Source organism: Pseudomonas sp. Lz4W (genome assembly GCF_000346225.2).
Classification (GTDB): Bacteria; Pseudomonadota; Gammaproteobacteria; order Pseudomonadales; family Pseudomonadaceae; genus Aquipseudomonas; species Aquipseudomonas paraversuta.
Genome location: NZ_CP017432.1, coordinates 3,235,511 through 3,250,383 on the forward strand (window position 1 = coordinate 3,235,511; position 14,873 = coordinate 3,250,383).

19 protein-coding genes and 1 tRNA gene are annotated in these 14,873 nt (G+C 56.2%); 11 read left to right on the forward strand and 9 right to left on the reverse strand.

Going from position 1 to position 14,873, the window contains the following annotated elements; all coding sequences use genetic code 11:
• The first annotated feature begins 31 nt into the window (after positions 1–31).
• Complete coding sequence (locus B195_RS14650; RefSeq protein WP_003442062.1) at positions 32–1,177, forward strand: EstA family serine hydrolase; 1,146 nt, start codon at positions 32–34, stop codon at positions 1,175–1,177.
• A gap of 393 nt (positions 1,178–1,570) precedes the next feature.
• On the opposite strand, the gene B195_RS14655 is transcribed toward B195_RS14650, so the two are convergent.
• Positions 1,571–1,658 (reverse strand) — tRNA-Ser (locus B195_RS14655).
• Between the two features lie 123 nt (positions 1,659–1,781).
• On the opposite strand from B195_RS14655, the gene B195_RS14660 reads away from it, so the two are divergent.
• From B195_RS14660 to B195_RS14695, 8 genes are all read left to right on the forward strand, one after another.
• On the forward strand, positions 1,782–2,453 hold the full coding sequence (locus tag B195_RS14660) for a Bax inhibitor-1/YccA family protein (protein ID WP_003442061.1): 672 nt from the start codon (positions 1,782–1,784) through the stop codon (positions 2,451–2,453).
• A 110-nt stretch (positions 2,454–2,563) separates the two neighbouring features.
• Entirely contained in the window at positions 2,564–2,956 is a 393-nt protein-coding gene (gene tusD / locus B195_RS14665; RefSeq protein WP_003442060.1) for a sulfurtransferase complex subunit TusD, read from the forward strand.
• A 1-nt stretch (position 2,957) separates the two neighbouring features.
• Positions 2,958–3,320, forward strand: a complete 363-nt coding sequence (tusC, locus tag B195_RS14670) for a sulfurtransferase complex subunit TusC (RefSeq protein WP_003442059.1) — start codon at positions 2,958–2,960, stop codon at positions 3,318–3,320.
• Positions 3,320–3,598: a sulfurtransferase complex subunit TusB gene (gene tusB / locus B195_RS14675; protein WP_003442058.1), complete on the forward strand. Its 279-nt coding sequence runs from the start codon at positions 3,320–3,322 to the stop codon at positions 3,596–3,598. Before tusC ends, tusB begins: the two co-directional genes overlap by 1 nt.
• Positions 3,595–3,930: a TusE/DsrC/DsvC family sulfur relay protein gene (locus B195_RS14680; RefSeq protein WP_003442057.1), complete on the forward strand. Its 336-nt coding sequence runs from the start codon at positions 3,595–3,597 to the stop codon at positions 3,928–3,930. Before tusB ends, B195_RS14680 begins: the two co-directional genes overlap by 4 nt.
• Positions 3,927–4,928, forward strand: coding sequence for a glycosyl transferase family protein (locus B195_RS14685; protein ID WP_003442054.1), 1,002 nt, complete (start codon positions 3,927–3,929; stop codon positions 4,926–4,928). Before B195_RS14680 ends, B195_RS14685 begins: the two co-directional genes overlap by 4 nt.
• An 88-nt stretch (positions 4,929–5,016) precedes the next feature.
• Positions 5,017–6,015: a glutathione S-transferase family protein gene (locus tag B195_RS14690; RefSeq protein ID WP_003442052.1), complete on the forward strand. Its 999-nt coding sequence runs from the start codon at positions 5,017–5,019 to the stop codon at positions 6,013–6,015.
• Between the two features lie 71 nt (positions 6,016–6,086).
• On the forward strand, positions 6,087–6,314 hold the full coding sequence (locus B195_RS14695) for a YheU family protein (protein ID WP_003442050.1): 228 nt from the start codon (positions 6,087–6,089) through the stop codon (positions 6,312–6,314).
• A gap of 18 nt (positions 6,315–6,332) precedes the next feature.
• Here B195_RS14695 and B195_RS14700 read toward each other — a convergent pair whose 3' ends face one another.
• Positions 6,333–6,665, reverse strand: coding sequence for a YnfA family protein (locus B195_RS14700; protein ID WP_003442048.1), 333 nt, complete (start codon positions 6,663–6,665; stop codon positions 6,333–6,335).
• A 201-nt stretch (positions 6,666–6,866) separates the two neighbouring features.
• Here B195_RS14700 and B195_RS14705 point away from each other — a divergent pair, with 201 nt between their 5' ends.
• Positions 6,867–7,025 carry a DUF3309 family protein gene (locus B195_RS14705; protein ID WP_177412975.1) on the forward strand — a complete coding sequence of 53 codons (159 nt, stop codon included), beginning with the start codon at positions 6,867–6,869 and terminating at the stop codon, positions 7,023–7,025.
• Positions 7,026–7,096: 71 nt separating this feature from the next.
• Here the strand turns inward: B195_RS14705 and B195_RS14710 are convergent, their stop codons facing one another.
• From B195_RS14710 to B195_RS14725, 4 genes are all read right to left on the reverse strand, one after another.
• On the reverse strand, positions 7,097–9,175 hold the full coding sequence (locus B195_RS14710) for an LTA synthase family protein (protein WP_003442044.1): 2,079 nt from the start codon (positions 9,173–9,175) through the stop codon (positions 7,097–7,099).
• 565 nt (positions 9,176–9,740) lie between these two features.
• On the reverse strand, positions 9,741–9,932 hold the full coding sequence (locus B195_RS14715) for a PLDc N-terminal domain-containing protein (protein ID WP_003442042.1): 192 nt from the start codon (positions 9,930–9,932) through the stop codon (positions 9,741–9,743).
• Between the two features lie 85 nt (positions 9,933–10,017).
• A complete protein-coding gene (locus tag B195_RS14720) occupies positions 10,018–10,548 on the reverse strand; it encodes a hypothetical protein (RefSeq protein WP_003442037.1) in 531 nt (176 codons plus the stop codon).
• A gap of 70 nt (positions 10,549–10,618) precedes the next feature.
• Entirely contained in the window at positions 10,619–11,152 is a 534-nt protein-coding gene (locus B195_RS14725; protein WP_003442036.1) for an ankyrin repeat domain-containing protein, read from the reverse strand.
• 313 nt (positions 11,153–11,465) lie between these two features.
• Between B195_RS14725 and B195_RS14730 the strand changes: the two genes are divergently transcribed.
• A complete protein-coding gene (locus tag B195_RS14730; RefSeq protein ID WP_003442035.1) occupies positions 11,466–11,744 on the forward strand; it encodes a DUF3509 domain-containing protein in 279 nt (92 codons plus the stop codon).
• A gap of 111 nt (positions 11,745–11,855) precedes the next feature.
• On the opposite strand, the gene B195_RS14735 is transcribed toward B195_RS14730, so the two are convergent.
• The 3 genes from B195_RS14735 to aroC form a co-directional block, all read right to left on the reverse strand.
• Positions 11,856–12,401, reverse strand: coding sequence for an acireductone dioxygenase (locus tag B195_RS14735; protein WP_003442034.1), 546 nt, complete (start codon positions 12,399–12,401; stop codon positions 11,856–11,858).
• A gap of 91 nt (positions 12,402–12,492) precedes the next feature.
• Positions 12,493–13,647, reverse strand: coding sequence for an MFS transporter (locus tag B195_RS14740; RefSeq protein WP_003442033.1), 1,155 nt, complete (start codon positions 13,645–13,647; stop codon positions 12,493–12,495).
• 34 nt (positions 13,648–13,681) lie between these two features.
• Complete coding sequence (gene aroC / locus B195_RS14745; RefSeq protein ID WP_003442032.1) at positions 13,682–14,773, reverse strand: chorismate synthase; 1,092 nt, start codon at positions 14,771–14,773, stop codon at positions 13,682–13,684.
• Between the last annotated feature and the right edge of the window lie 100 nt (positions 14,774–14,873).

Here is a 14,873-nt window from a genome sequence, read left to right on the forward strand (position 1 = left end):
GGCACAACTTTAAACACATGGAGTGTGAAGCATGGAAGCTGAAGGGATATGTGCGAATCAATTTGAAAGCGTCAAGCATGCTTTTGAAAATATCTTTAATGATCCGCAGGAACGAGGGGGAGGACTCTGCGTAAAAATTGGCAATGAAACGGTCGTGGATTTATGGGCAGGCTCATCAGATCGTGAAGGTAATAAACCTTGGCTTAAAGATACGTTGATCAATACATTTTGCACGGTCAAACCATTCGCTGCAGTGGCGGCATTGATGCTGGTCGAAAAAGGTAAACTGGAATTAGATATCCCGGTGGCTCATTACTGGCCTGAATTTGCCCAGGGCGGTAAAGATAAAATCACCTTGCGCCATGTGATGAGTCATACCTCCGGGATTCCAGCGTTAAGGCTCCCCAACCGCAACCCGACGATGTATGACTGGGAGCATATGGTGAATGTTCTGGCTGCCGAGCCTATATGGTGGCAACCAGGTACCGAGCTGGGATATGGAACCACAACCTATGGCTGGATCATCGGCGAGCTGATCCGGCGAACTGACGGCCGCAACCCCTGCACCTTTATCCATGAAGAAATCACACAGCCCCATGGCCTGGAGGTTCATCTGGGCGTGGAGCAACAAGATTATTACCGCATTGGCCATTATGACGCGGCCAAGGGACGCATAGGTGACCCTTACTCGAAGAACTTGCGAACAGTAGTTACCACTCATTCGGAAGACATTTCGACCCTTGCCTTTACCAATCCGGGAATATCTCCCAAGCGTTCATCTGATCCAAAATGGTGGGCCTTCAAGCAGCCCGGTGCGTGCTCACATAGTACGGCAGCTGGTTTGGCCGGTTTTTACAGCGCATTACTGGCCGGGCAATTCATCGGCACAGACATGCTGAACGAATTCACCAAAGAGCAAAGCAACGGCATGGATCGCATCTGGAAGCGGCCAATGCGCTATGGCCTGGGTTGCATGATGGAACAAACGGCCGATCCGGATGCATCACACTGCATGGGGCCCAACACCTTTGGCCATATAGGGCTTGGCGGTCCAATTGCCTTCGCAGATGCTGATCGCGAGATCAGTTTCAGCTTTGTGACAACGACTTCAGGTGGGCACATGATGATTGATCCACGCGCACAGAACCTTGCAGCCCTTGCCTACGCGGCAATCTAAACACCCGAGGATCAACCTGGCACACAGAGAGGCCAGCCCCGCAGGCAACTGCACAAAACCGCGACAAGCGAAGCCGACTCGATAGCAAGTCACCCCGCTGCACCCGGTGTAGTGTGTTGTATTACACATCACTACACCGGGACCCCATGCCTACTATGTCTGCGCGCATGCATGGCCAAATGACTCACGCCCTCACCCACCTCGCCGAAGCCACTGGCCAAAGTAAAGCCTTTATGGCCATCAACGCCCTGCTCGGTTGCTTACAGCACATAAAAAGGAAAGGTCCTTCCAGGCAGCAAGAAAATGCGGCAAAGAAGAGAGTCTGCGCAGAGGTTTCCCAAACCCCAGAAACGACAAAGCCCGCCAAAAGGCGGGCTCTGCGGTGTAGCAATATGGCGGAGGCGATGGGATTCGAACTCATGGACCTGTTACAGTCGACGGTTTTCAAGACCGTTGCCTTAAACCACTCGGCCACACCTCCTAACGTTGTTGCGGGCGCCATAATACCTGAATGAAACACGTTGTCAAACTCTCTTGATCCCTTGTTTCAGAGCCTCTGCTATGATCTTTGCAACTTAACATTTCCGGACACAGGAGTATCGCCATGCGCGAACAGGATTACCCAGTTAATAGCAACGTGCAGGCCGAACAGCTAGAGGTTAGCCGTGTCCTGCGCAACACTTACGGTTTACTGGCCCTGACACTGGCTTTCAGCGGTGTAATGGCCTACGTATCTCAGCAGATGCGTGTCGGTTACCCAAACATTTTCGTGGTCCTGATCGGCTTTTACGGCCTGTTTTTCTTGACCAACAAGCTGCGTGACTCGGCATGGGGCCTAGTCTCTGCTTTTGCCCTGACCGGCTTTATGGGCTTCCTGCTGGGCCCGATTCTCAACCGCTACCTGGGCATGCAGGGCGGCGCTGAGGTCGTTAGCTCCGCATTCGCCATGACGGCTCTGGTTTTCGGCGGTCTGTCGGCCTATGTGCTGATTACTCGCAAGGACATGAGCTTCCTGGGTGGTTTCATCACTGCAGGCTTCTTTGTTCTGCTGGGCGCAACGCTGGCGAGCTTCTTCTTCCAGATCAGCGGCCTGCAACTGGCTATCAGCGCCGGTTTCGTGCTGTTTTCTTCGGTCTGCATTCTGTTCCAGACCAGCGCCATCATTCAGGGCGGCGAGCGTAACTACATCATGGCGACCATTAGCCTGTATGTATCGATCTACAACCTGTTCATCAGCCTGCTGCAAATCTTCGGCATCATGAGCCGCGACGACTGATTGACGACCGCTGTACAAAAGCCCGCTTCGGCGGGCTTTTTATTGCCTGTAGCAAGCATCTTTAGGCGTCTGGCTTTATCATTGCGTCAGATTTGCCGACAGAGCCCACCATGAAATTTGCCATTGCCCTTTATTCAGCAGCCCATGCGCCCTCCTCTCGCCGAGCCCTGCGCTTTGCCGAGGCGGCATTGGCGGGCGGCCACGAGATTGTCCGGTTGTTTTTCTATCAGGACGGCGTCCACAGCGCTTCGAGCAATATCGTGACACCTCAAGATGAACAAGACCTCGCACAGCAATGGTCAACCTTCGTCAGCAACAATCAACTCGATGGCGTGGTGTGTATTGCAGCAGCCTTGCGCCGCGGTGTGCTGAATAACGACGAAGCTGCGCGATATCAACGCCCGGCGGTCAATTTGCAAGCGCCGTGGGAATTGTCTGGTCTGGGACAGTTGCATGATGCAATTCAATCGGCCGATCGACTGATCTGCTTCGGAGGGCCTTGAGATGCCTAAGTCGCTTTTGATTATTAGCCGTCAGTCTCCCTGGTCCGGCATCAACGCGAAAGAAGCGCTGGATATCGTGCTGGCAGGCGGAGCGTTCGATTTGCCGATCGGTCTGCTGTTTATGGATGACGGTGTATTTCAGCTTATACCCGAGCAGAAAGCCGCCGCCGTCCAGCAAAAAAACCTGACGGCCAATCTGCAAGCTTTGTCCCTGTTCGGCGTTGAGGACCTGTTCGCTTGCGGCCACAGTTTGTCCGTACGCGGCATCTCGCCTGCCGGACTTGCAGTCGATGACGTCGAGCCGCTGTCGGCAGAAGACATACGCACACTTATTGACCGTTATGACCAAGTGATAACTCTCTGATGTCGACCTTACACGTTCTGAGTCACTCGCCCTTTTCAGACACGCGCCTGGATAGCTGCTTACGCATTCTGGGGCGCGGTGATGCCTTGCTACTCTGTGGCGATGCGGTCTATGCCCTGCAGCAGCAGAGCAGCACACTTGAAGACAAGACTGTCTTTGCCCTCGAAGAAGATCTGCAGGCACGCAATATCGAGTGCCCGCAGTGGGCGGTAGCGATTGACTACCCGGCCTTCGTCGATCTGTCTATTCAGTATGACAAGGTCAACAGCTGGCTATGAATGTGCTCACCCTCGATGGTAAAAACATCCCGCTGGATAAAGACGGTTATCTGCTCGACCTCAACGATTGGTCGGCAGACGTCGCTCAGGCACTGGCCGCACAGGCGGGTATTGAGCTCAGCCCCGAGCACTGGGAAATTCTTCAACTGCTGCGCGACTTTTATCAGGAGTTCCAGCTGTCTCCCGCTACCCGGCCGCTGATCAAATACACCGCACTCAAGCTGGGGACAGAGAAAGGCAACAGCCTGCATCTCAATCGCCTGTTCAATGGCACTCCTGCCAAACTCGCCGCCAAGCTGGCGGGCCTGCCAAAGCCGACCAATTGTCTATGAACATCCCTGCACCGCTGACCCTGGAAACACCCGCCGAGCACCCTTTTGCACAATTTGTCCGGATTCTGGGTAAAGGCAAGCGCGGCGCCCGCAACCTGACCCGCGAAGAAGCCCGCGAAGCGATGGGCATGCTGCTGGATGAGAAGGCCGAGGACACGCAACTGGGCGCCTTCCTGATGTTGCTGCGGCACAAGGAAGAAAGCCCTGAAGAACTGGCCGGTTTCACCGAAGCGGTGCGCGAGCGCCTGACAGCCCCCGGGATCCACGTCGATCTTGACTGGCCAACGTATGCGGGCAAGAAACGCCATTTACCCTGGTATTTGCTGGCAGCCAAATGCCTGTCGCAAAACGGCATACGCATCTTTATGCATGGCGGCGGCGCCCATACGGCAGGCCGTCTATACAGCGAACAGCTGCTGGATGAACTGGCCATACCACTGTGTCGCAACTGGCAAAGCGTTGAAGTCGCCCTGGACCAGGGCAATCTGGCATTTATGCCGCTGCAGGACTGGGCGCCACAGTTGCAACGCATGATCGATCTGCGCAATACCCTGGGCTTGCGCTCGCCAATTCACTCGCTGGCACGCATTCTCAACCCCCTGGGTGCACGTTGCGGCCTGCAGAGCATTTTCCATCCGGGCTATCAAAGTGTGCATCGCGACGCCAGCGGCTTGCTGGGAGACACCAGCATCGTGGTCAAGGGCGATGGCGGCGAAATCGAAGTCAACCCTGACAGCCTGAGCCATCTGTACGGCACCACCCAAGGTGTGAGCTGGGACGAAGAATGGCCGGCGTTGTCTGCGCAGCGCCACGTCAAACCGGCAACCCTGGAGCCACAACACCTCAAGGCTTTATGGCGTGGAGAGGTCGAGGACAGCTATCCGCAGCTGGCGTTGCTATCGACCATGGCCCTGGCCTTGCGCGGGCTGGGTACGCCCCGCGAGCAAGCCTTCGAACTGGCTCAGCGCTACTGGGACAACCGCAACAAATCGATTTAATCGATACTTGGCGCCCATGTTTTGCGCTTTTTGTTCGAACTCAGCCCTTTAGACTGAACTCCAATGCAAAATAGCCAAGGAGCCTCACATGGGCCTGTTGATCGAAGGGCACTGGCATGACCAGTGGTACGAAAGCAGCAAGGACGGGGCGTTTCAGCGCGAGCAGGCCCAGCGCCGCAACTGGGTGACCCGGGACGGCTCGCCTGGCCCGACGGGCAACCGTGGCTTTGCGGCCCAGGCGGGCCGCTACCACCTGTACGTCTCTCTGGCCTGCCCCTGGGCCCACCGCACCCTGATCACCCGCCAACTCAAAGGCCTGGAGTCGCTGATAGACGTGTCAGTGGTCAGCTGGTTGATGCTGGAAAACGGCTGGACCTTTGACAAGGCATTTGGCTCCAGCGGTGACCCTCTCGACCACCTGGATTTTTTGTATCAGCGCTACATTCTGGACACACCCGATTACACCGGCCGCGTCACCGTCCCCTTGCTCTGGGACAAACAGCAACAATGTATCGTCAGCAACGAATCGGCCGACATCATTCGCATGTTTAACACTGCATTTGACGACCTGACGGGCAACCCTCTGGACTTATATCCGCCGTCGCTGGCCACCCAGGTCGATAACTGGAATGAAAGGATTTACCCGGCCATAAACAACGGCGTATACCGGGCCGGATTTGCCACTTCCCAATCGGCTTACGAACAGGCATTCGATGAGATTTTCCGCGAGCTCGAACAGCTGGAAACCCATCTGACAGACCATCGCTATCTGGCCGGTGAGTATTTAACTGAGGCAGACGTACGCCTGTTTACCTCACTGATTCGATTTGATGCGGTGTATTACAGCCACTTCAAGTGCAATGAACGACGTATTGCCGATTATCCGAATTTGTCCAACTGGCTGCGTGAGCTATACCAGTGGCCTGGCATTGCGCAAACCGTGGATTTCACCCACATCAAGGGACACTATTACGCCAGTCACCGCACAATCAATCCCACAGGTATTATCCCGAAAGGCCCGGCGCTGGACTTCACCCGCCCCCATGACCGCAACCGCCTTACAGGCAAGGGCATCCAGCAACGCTAATACCTGCAAATATGCTGGCCGCACAGGCTTGCGGCCAGTAGCATCGCGCGCACTGTTTACGAGACTGCCTTATGCTTATTCCATACGACCAGCTTGAACCTGACACCCTCACCCGCCTGATTGAAGACTTCGTCAGCCGTGAAGGAACCGACAACGGTGATGACACGCCGCAGGAAACACGTGTGCTGCGAGTCCGCCATGCCCTGAGCAAAGGCCAGGCCGTTATCTTCTTTGACCTTGAGAGCCAGCAGTGTCAGCTGATGCCCAAGCATGCCGTGCCAAAAGAGTTCTTTGATTAAGCACAACTGCCCCCCTGATCAAGGACTGGAGAAGCGCGGCCCCAACAAAATAATGGTCGCGCCTATTACACACAGCCCTAGCCCCAGCCAGTCTGAACCCAGCGGCCGAATGCGCTCCACCACTGCCAGCCAGGCAATGGACGTCACGATGTAGATCCCGCCATAGGCCGCATAGGCCCGCCCGGCATAGACCGCCTCGACCTTGGTCAAGAGCAGGGCAAACACCACCAGGCTCAGAACTGCCGGCACCACCCACCAGGCACTCTTGCCCTGGCGCAACCACATCCAGAACCCATAGCAGCCAGCAATCTCAAACAAGGCCGCGAAAAAAAACCAAACGTAGTTAAGCATGCGAGAACTCTCCAAATGCGCAGCGCGCAACCCTACGCGTCAGCCCGTGGCCGATCAAGGCTGGAGGGGTTTGGGTGGGGATTAATAAAAGTTGAATTTTCCGCCGGCATCACCAGTCGGACTTTATAAGCACTGCCTATCCTCGTTCGTCAAACAGTGCCCTGAAGAACCTGCAAATTGGCAGAAAACATCAATAAGGAAATGATCATGACCACAATTCTACTCATCATCCTGATTCTGCTGTTAGTAGGCGGATTGCCTGTATTCCCGCACTCGAAAAGCTGGGGCTACGGGCCGTCAGGCATCATCGGCGTGGTTCTGGTTGTACTGTTGATTTTGCTGTTACTCGGCAAGATCTAGAACACACCCAGAGCACAACCCGCGCGCAATAAAAAAGAGGCCCTGAGGCCTCTTTTTTATTGCGCGGTTACTTACTTCGGATCTTCTACACCCGCAGTGTTATCCATCAAGCTTTTGGTGGCTGTTTGCAGGAAGGATTCGAGTTTCTTTTTAAGCTCGGCCTCATCCGGCGAATCGGTAACCACCTTGGCTTCAGGATTGGCGCCCAGCTTGTACTGCCAAACCTTGGCCGGCATATCCTTGGGCTGAACCAGCAAGTGGTCGCCGCTGATGACTGCCACTGTCTGGTCACTGCCGGACGGCTTGATCACGCCTGTACCCTTGTCGCCTTCAGGCAGGGTGAGCAGGTCACGGCCCCAGCATTGCTGACGGAACTCACCGCCCAGACGCCCCATGATGGTCGGCACGATATCAACCTGTGTCCCCACGGTGTCATTGCGCGCGCCAAATTTTTCCTGGATGCCAGGCCCGATCAACAGCAATGGAACGTTAAAGCGCCCCAGGTCCATCTCGGAAATTTGCTGCTCGTTACCGAAGCCGTGGTCACCCACCACCACAAACAGGGTTTCCTTGAAATACGGTTCTTTACGCGCTTTTTCGAAGAACTGACCCAATGCCCAGTCCGAGTAACGCATGGCCGTCAAATGCTCATTGAGCGATCCACGGTCAGTGACCGGTTCAACCGGCAACGGGGTCGGCAGTGCATACGGCGTGTGGTTGGACAGGGTCTGCAGCAAGGCATAGAACGGTTCTTTGCCTTCACGCTTCTTCAGCTCTTCCAGACCACGGTTGAACATGTCCTGATCGGACACGCCCCACGTAGGATCGGAGAACACCGGATCAACGTAATCGTTACGACCAACGAAAGTGGTCATCCCCTGATTACTGAAGAAACCCGACTGGTTGTCCCAGGCAAAATCACCGTTGTAGACATAGACGTCGTCAAACTTGCGTGCACTGAGCAGTTCCGGCAGGCCGGACAGCTTGTGGCTGCCTTCCGGGGTTTGCATCAGGTATTCAAAACCCGGCAGGTTCGGGAAACAGGCCATGGTTGCGAACATACCCTGGTGGGTATGGGTACCGTTGGAGAAGAAGCGCTCAAACAACAGGCCTTCTTTCGACAGGTTGTCAAAATACGGCGTGACATTGCCCGGACGACCCAGCGCACCCACCGAGTGACCGGCGAAGCTTTCCATCAGGATCACGACAACGTTCTTGATCGGCAGGGTTTTTTCCGCAGGTGGCGTGGTATCGCGGCGTACAGGCGCAGTGTCCGGATCGACCAGCTTGTCGTTCTCGGTCAGCAGCATATCGCGCACTGTCTGTTGGGCTACCGGATCTTCCAGGGTGGCCTTCCAGATATTGCTGCGCTCGTCGGAAAAGCGGCTTTTGGCAGCGGCAATCAGCGACAGGGAGCCGTTAAGACCCAGCTGGTTAGCGAAGTTGGAGTCTGTTGTGTAGGCATCGCCCCAACGTAGAGGAGGACCCTGGCGCAAGGTGCCGCGAGCAGCAACCACACACACCAGCAGTACCACCACAAACACCGCGACACGGCCATACCACGGCGCCACGGCGCGGGCGGTACCGGCAACGGCTGCGGTAGTCCGCGAACGGGTCAGGCGATCGGCACCACGAAATGCGAAGTACAGAATCAGCGTACCAACGGCCCAGGCCAACAAGTAGCGCACCACCGGGAAACCGTACCAGAGCATGCTCATGACGGTTTTAGGGTCTTCCTTGACGTACTGGAAAACCAGACCGTTAAGGCGCTGGTGGAACTCGCGGTAGAAGTCCATCTCCATCAGGCCCAAAAACAGCGCCAGGCTGCAAGCAGCTGTCAGCCACAAGCGCATCACTGCGCGCATGGTCATGGCTTTGACACTGAGAATCGCCAACAGTAGAGGAATGCTGAGATACACCACAATTCGCAGGTCAAATCGCAGACCGTTGGCGAATGCTTCGAGGAAGGTCGAAGCCGGGGTATCGAGGATCATTTCCCGGTTATAAACCAGCAGAGCAACCCGTAGCAGGGTGAACATCAGCATCATGATCAAGGCACACAGCAGCGTAAACGCCAGATGCGATTTGACCGTCGGTTGCAACACACGCGTAGCAGCGTGCTGTTGTTTTGGGGCGTCCGGGTTTGCCATGTCGTTTAAGAACCCATTTGTTCAAGTTGAAAAAGTAGTCAAGCCGAAATTTTGCTGGCGGATTGTCTTGAATAGATCGTGAAAATTCCGTGTAGAGCACATTTTGAAACATAAGAAAGGGCCTTTCGGCCCCTCTCGCTCAAGGTTCTGCTGGCATTGCAGTGTGCTAGCGATGCAGCCCACAACCAAACATCAACAGATCCCGGAAGATACCCGATCATTACCCGGCATGTTCACTGCCTGTAAAACATAGGCGGCAAAACGAAAGCTCATACATGGACTTCAGGCATGCCTGAAAGAAGTTTTCGCAGAACATCAGGTCACCCGGACCGAGAAGATCGGTGAAGCCCGGAATGATCGCATCGGATTTTTCTTTGGTTTTGGGCAACAGACGGTCACCCGCCCATGATCGACAGACAAACCCGGCGGCGCTATTGCTGCACACCCGTTCAACTGCCCAACAAAGACGCGCATTCTACTTCGGGGAGGGTGTCAGGTCGAACCCTGACGCAGACAAACTCAGCGGACCGCCACGACAAACCCGTCGCAGCCCGCTGATGATGGCTCAAACTCGGACATTGCCCCGTGGCCCGGCGATGGCCCAAATGATCAGACCCAGCACCGGCAGGAAGATAATCAGCAATACCCAGATGATTTTCGCCCCGGTTCCTGCACCGCTTTTGATCACATTGATGATGGCCCAAATATCCAGAGCCAGAATAATCAGGCCAATCAGACCGTTGAACGTGGACCCCATGATGACGCTCCTGAGTGAGTAACTGTTCACATAGGATAGTCAGCTGTGGCCAGGGTTCCGGTTTTTATTGCATGGACCGGGCCTGTCAGACGTGAACCGCTACTTTCAAGGCTTCCAGCGAAGGTGCAGCACTAATCCCGGCTTCGGCGCACAGCTCCAGAACGCGAGGCACGTCATTGCCGAAAACCAGCACCACCTGAATCTCGTCATCCATCGGCTGGCTCAGGTTCATCAGCACGTATCCGCCCTTATCCGGATTCATGCTCCCCATCTGGATCTGAATGCGGTTGAGGGCCGTCAGCGCCTCTGTTTTAGCCAGTTGCTTGGGTTTGATGTTGAATGCGACACCCGGACCAAACGACGCCACGATCTGTGCAAACAGCTCCATATAGGTATCGGCCTGAAACAGGACGGTGTCTGGCAGGCTCCCGATCACGACCCACTCACCCAGGGCAATCGGGAAGCTGTCGTCGTAATTGATATCCGGGTTGGCTGCCAGAAATGCCACCGGGTCTGCGTAAGCCTGGGCGGCTTCTGTGGCGATGGTGGCGATATCGTCGTCGTCCATGCACCCGGAGCTGATTTTGCTGATGAGTTCAACGAGAGTGGTTTTCATGGGCGAGGCCTGTCACGAGGAAAATTGAGGGCGCGCAGGATATATCAAATGCGCCCCCCGGGGTCCGAAATCAACCCGCCAGTTTCTCGAGCTGAGCCACGGCATCTGTGGCGCCCATGGTTTTGGCGGCATCCAGTGCAGTAATGCCATTGGCATCCTTGGCCTGCGGATCAGCCCCTTTGCTGATCAGGTAGTCGATGATAGCGACGCGATTGAACATCGCAGCCATCATCAGCGCAGTACGGCCATCGAACGAAGCGCCTTCAACCTGAGCGCCCCCCTCCACCAGCGCTTTGACCATCTCCAGGTCGCCTTTGAATGCTGCGCCTGCAATCGGGCTCTGACCGTTATCGTTGCGGATCTCGGGATCGGCTTTATGCTCGAGCAGAACCTTCACCGCTTCAACGTGCCCGTGATAGCTGGCGAGCATCAACAGGGTATCGCCCTTGTGATTGCGCAGATTGGGCGGCAAGCCCTTGCTCAGCAAGGCCGCCAGCATCGCCGCATCACCTTCGCGCGCCTTGTTGAACACCTGCTCGGCAAACTCCGCAGCCTCTTCCGGGGTCATCTGCCGATTTTGATCTGCTGGCTTGTCGTCTGACATATGAAGCTCCACGTTCGTTACAAAGAAATCCAGTTTCCTGAGACCGGCCCTGCGTGTCATCCCTTTTTTGCTCAAGTGCGCCATAGCGACAATCAATCGACTGGAATAATTCCATCCAACGGGAAAATAACCCGGACAAAATGGGCAAAATGCAGGATGCACGATGGCCAGTCATGCAGATTGCACGACTACCAGCTTGGCCTGAAATTACAAGCTGTTGATTTATAAGGATATTTTAAAAAATAAATAGTGGCACAATCACTGCAATACCTACTCCATGCAAGCCAGTCATGAGCCAATGGAGCTGAATCACATGAGCCTGATCCAAGAAAAATTCGCATCGTTGTTCTCTAACCACAGCGTTACTGTCAAACCCCGCCCGGATGGCGGCGTGTTGTTGACCCTGTGCGACAGCGATGGCAAACAGACACAACGCTCAATTTCCTATGCGCAATTGCACACCGCAGAACAACTGACCTGGGTGATCAGCGCGATTCGCCGCGACCTGGCCGGCACAGCCAGTGAACTGCCGACGATTTCGATGCTGCAAAGCCAGCACCGTTTTGCCCTGCCGACCTACCACTCCCGGTAATAACGCGGCATAAACCCGAAATACTAAAAAGCCAGCAGCCGCTATCAACGCGGCTGCTGGCTTTTGTCCATCTGGGTCGACTTTGCCCAAGCTCCTTGGGCAGGCGCGCCCTTAGTCTTCGAAACCCGGGAAGCGGCCGGCAATGTCCTGGCCGGTGTAACTCATCACCAGGGCTTCAGGATTGCTGAACAGGCGGATGGCAACAAAATGCGGATGCTCGCCCATGTCAAACCAGTGGGCAGTGCCCGCAGGGACTGAGATCAGGTCATTTTTCTCGCACAGTACCGCGTAAACATAATCCCCCATATGCAAGCTGAACAGCCCGCGCCCTGCCACCAGGAAACGCACTTCATCTTCCCCGTAGTGATGCTCGTCCAGAAACCTGGCGCGCAACTCGGCTTTTTGCGGGTGATCTCGATCGAGGCTGATCACATCAACCGCGATATAACCGCCCTCGGTCATCAAGTGGTCAATCTGCTCACGGTTGGCATCGATTACTTCTTCCTGGCTGGCACCCGGCCGGATCGGCGCGCACGCCTGCCAGCGATCAAAGTGCACACCCTGCTCGGCCAGAGTCGCAGCGATGTCTTCAAGGTGGGTCAGCACCTTGTTCGGCATTTCGGGGCTTGATACGTGATAAACGGACAGACTGCTCATTGGACGTAGTTCCTCGGCGTAGGCATGCCCTTACGGCTATTACAGGCCGCTCAGGCATCCTTTCAAATCAGGCTGCAAATTTACGGCGAAGTCAGGGTTGTGCCCTGTCCTCTTGCAGTCGAGTGGCAATGATAACGGCTGCCGCCAACGCTGCGACGCTTGCCATACTAAAGGTGATAGTCGGGCCCAGCGTGCTCCAGCTGTACCCGGCGTACAACGCACCGACCGCGCCGCCAATGCCGGCCAGGGTGGCATACAGCGCCTGCCCTTGCCCCTGCTGGCCCGGACCGAAGCTGCGCTGCACGAACGTCATGGCAGAGGCATGAAAACTGCCGAAGGTGGCGGCGTGCAGCAATTGCGCCAGCAGCAACAGCCACAGGTACTCGGCAACAGACCCCAACAGCAGCCAGCGCAATGCAGCCAACAGAAAGCTGAACATTAATACCCGGCGCACCGAAAATCTTTGCAGGATGCGGCGCATGGCCAAAAACATCAGCACTTCTGCCACCACCCCCAACGCCCACAGCAAGCCGATCACACCCCGGCTATAGCCGAGGGCTTCAAGGTGCAGGGTGAGAAAGGTGTAGTACGGTCCGTGGCTCATCTGCATCAACGCGACACAGACGTAAAACGCGATCACCCCGGGGCTGCACAACTGCTGCAAAAAGCCCCCTTCCAGCGGCTCTCGCCCCTGGTATGAGGGTTGGGCGTTTGGCACCCACAGACTGAACAGGACAATCCCGGCCATGACCAGGATCAGCGCGGCCGGATAGATGTCCAGGCTCAACCATTCAAACAAACGCCCCAGAAGCACGACGGCGAGGATAAAACCAATGGATCCCCACAACCGGATCTGGCTGTAGCGCTCCGGCTGCTCGCGCAAATGGGCGAAGGTGATGACTTCAAACTGTGGCAGCACGGCGTGCCAGAAGAACGCGTGCAATGCCATGACCAGCGCCAGCCAGGCGTAACTCTTGCCGAAGAAGATCAAGCTGAAGCTGAGCAGCGTACAGAGCGCCCCCAGTCGCACGATCAACAGGCGCTTGCCGGTGTAATCCCCCAGCCAGCCCCACAGATTAGGGGCTATGCAGCGCATCAGCATCGGAATGGCCACCAGCTCGCCTATTCGCGCGCTGGAGAACCCGAGATGATGAAAGTACAGCGCCAGAAAAGGCGCTGTTGCACCGAGCAAAGCGAAGTAAAAAAGATAGAACCCCGACAATCGCCAGTAAGGAAGTGGCGCCACCGTCGTCAGACCATGGCGCTCAACAGTCCTTGCATTACAACTGGCCCAGCACAGGCGTGCTGACACTCACATCGGCATTCTGCCCGCGATGGCGCAGCAGGTGGTCCATCAACACGATTGCCATCATCGCCTCGGCAATCGGCGTGGCACGGATGCCCACGCACGGGTCATGGCGGCCCTTGGTGATGACGTCCACCGGGTTACCGTCAACATCAATCGAGCGACCCGGGGTGGTGATGCTGGATGTCGGCTTGAGCGCCAGATGCGCAACAATCGGCTGACCGCTGGAAATACCGCCCAGAATGCCGCCCGCGTTGTTGCTGAGGAAACCCTGGGGCGTCATCTCGTCGCGATGCTCGGTGCCGCGCTGGGCAACACTGGCAAAACCCGCACCGATTTCAATGCCCTTGACTGCGTTGATGCTCATCAGCGCATGGGCCAGTTCTGCATCCAGACGGTCGAAAATCGGTTCGCCCAGGCCCGGAATGACCCCTTCGGCCACGACGGTAATTTTCGCCCCGACGGAATCCTGATCGCGACGCAGCTGGTCCATGTAGGCCTCGAGCTCGGGCACTTTGTCCGGGTCGGGGCTGAAGAATGCGTTTTCTTCGACCGAATCCCAGGTCTTGAACGGGATTTCAATCGGGCCCAGCTGGCTCATGTAGCCACGGATCACAATGCCCTGGGTCGCCAGGTACTTTTTGGCAATCGCACCCGCCGCCACGCGCATGGCGGTTTCACGGGCCGAGCTGCGGCCGCCGCCGCGGTAATCACGTTCACCGTATTTGTGGTGATAGGTGTAGTCCGCGTGGGACGGGCGGAACAGATCCTTGATCGCCGAGTAGTCCTTGGACTTCTGGTCGGTATTGCGGATCAGCAGGCCGATGGCGCAACCGGTAGTGCGGCCTTCAAAAACACCAGAGAGAATTTCGACTTCGTCGGCCTCCTGGCGCTGGGTGGTATGACGGCTGGTGCCAGGCTTGCGTCGATCCAGATCGTGCTGCAAGTCTTCAATGGACAGCTCGAGCCCGGGCGGGCAGCCATCAACAATGGCGACCAACGCCGGGCCATGGCTTTCGCCAGCGGTGGTGACAGTGAACAGCTTGCCGAAGGTATTGCCGGACATGCAGGGCGCTCCGCGAAAATCAGCCGATTGAATTCAGCCTCGATAACTATGCGCGCCAGTATACGCAGGCTGCCCTTGTAGTTCATCCTCGAACCTTACT

What these genes read in the sequence shown, in the direction of transcription:
- B195_RS14650 (WP_003442062.1), top strand. Translation starts at nt 32, where the DNA reads ATGGAAGCTGAAGGGATATGTGCGAATCAATTTGAAAGCGTCAAGCAT.
- B195_RS14660 (WP_003442061.1), top strand. Translation starts at nt 1,782, where the DNA reads ATGCGCGAACAGGATTACCCAGTTAATAGCAACGTGCAGGCCGAACAG.
- tusD (WP_003442060.1), top strand. Translation starts at nt 2,564, where the DNA reads ATGAAATTTGCCATTGCCCTTTATTCAGCAGCCCATGCGCCCTCCTCT.
- tusC (WP_003442059.1), top strand. Translation starts at nt 2,958, where the DNA reads ATGCCTAAGTCGCTTTTGATTATTAGCCGTCAGTCTCCCTGGTCCGGC.
- tusB (WP_003442058.1), top strand. Translation starts at nt 3,320, where the DNA reads ATGTCGACCTTACACGTTCTGAGTCACTCGCCCTTTTCAGACACGCGC.
- B195_RS14680 (WP_003442057.1), top strand. Translation starts at nt 3,595, where the DNA reads ATGAATGTGCTCACCCTCGATGGTAAAAACATCCCGCTGGATAAAGAC.
- B195_RS14685 (WP_003442054.1), top strand. Translation starts at nt 3,927, where the DNA reads ATGAACATCCCTGCACCGCTGACCCTGGAAACACCCGCCGAGCACCCT.
- B195_RS14690 (WP_003442052.1), top strand. Translation starts at nt 5,017, where the DNA reads ATGGGCCTGTTGATCGAAGGGCACTGGCATGACCAGTGGTACGAAAGC.
- B195_RS14695 (WP_003442050.1), top strand. Translation starts at nt 6,087, where the DNA reads ATGCTTATTCCATACGACCAGCTTGAACCTGACACCCTCACCCGCCTG.
- B195_RS14700 (WP_003442048.1), bottom strand. Translation starts at nt 6,665, where the DNA reads ATGCTTAACTACGTTTGGTTTTTTTTCGCGGCCTTGTTTGAGATTGCT.
- B195_RS14705 (WP_177412975.1), top strand. Translation starts at nt 6,867, where the DNA reads ATGATCATGACCACAATTCTACTCATCATCCTGATTCTGCTGTTAGTA.
- B195_RS14710 (WP_003442044.1), bottom strand. Translation starts at nt 9,175, where the DNA reads ATGGCAAACCCGGACGCCCCAAAACAACAGCACGCTGCTACGCGTGTG.
- B195_RS14715 (WP_003442042.1), bottom strand. Translation starts at nt 9,932, where the DNA reads ATGGGGTCCACGTTCAACGGTCTGATTGGCCTGATTATTCTGGCTCTG.
- B195_RS14720 (WP_003442037.1), bottom strand. Translation starts at nt 10,548, where the DNA reads ATGAAAACCACTCTCGTTGAACTCATCAGCAAAATCAGCTCCGGGTGC.
- B195_RS14725 (WP_003442036.1), bottom strand. Translation starts at nt 11,152, where the DNA reads ATGTCAGACGACAAGCCAGCAGATCAAAATCGGCAGATGACCCCGGAA.
- B195_RS14730 (WP_003442035.1), top strand. Translation starts at nt 11,466, where the DNA reads ATGAGCCTGATCCAAGAAAAATTCGCATCGTTGTTCTCTAACCACAGC.
- B195_RS14735 (WP_003442034.1), bottom strand. Translation starts at nt 12,401, where the DNA reads ATGAGCAGTCTGTCCGTTTATCACGTATCAAGCCCCGAAATGCCGAAC.
- aroC (WP_003442032.1), bottom strand. Translation starts at nt 14,773, where the DNA reads ATGTCCGGCAATACCTTCGGCAAGCTGTTCACTGTCACCACCGCTGGC.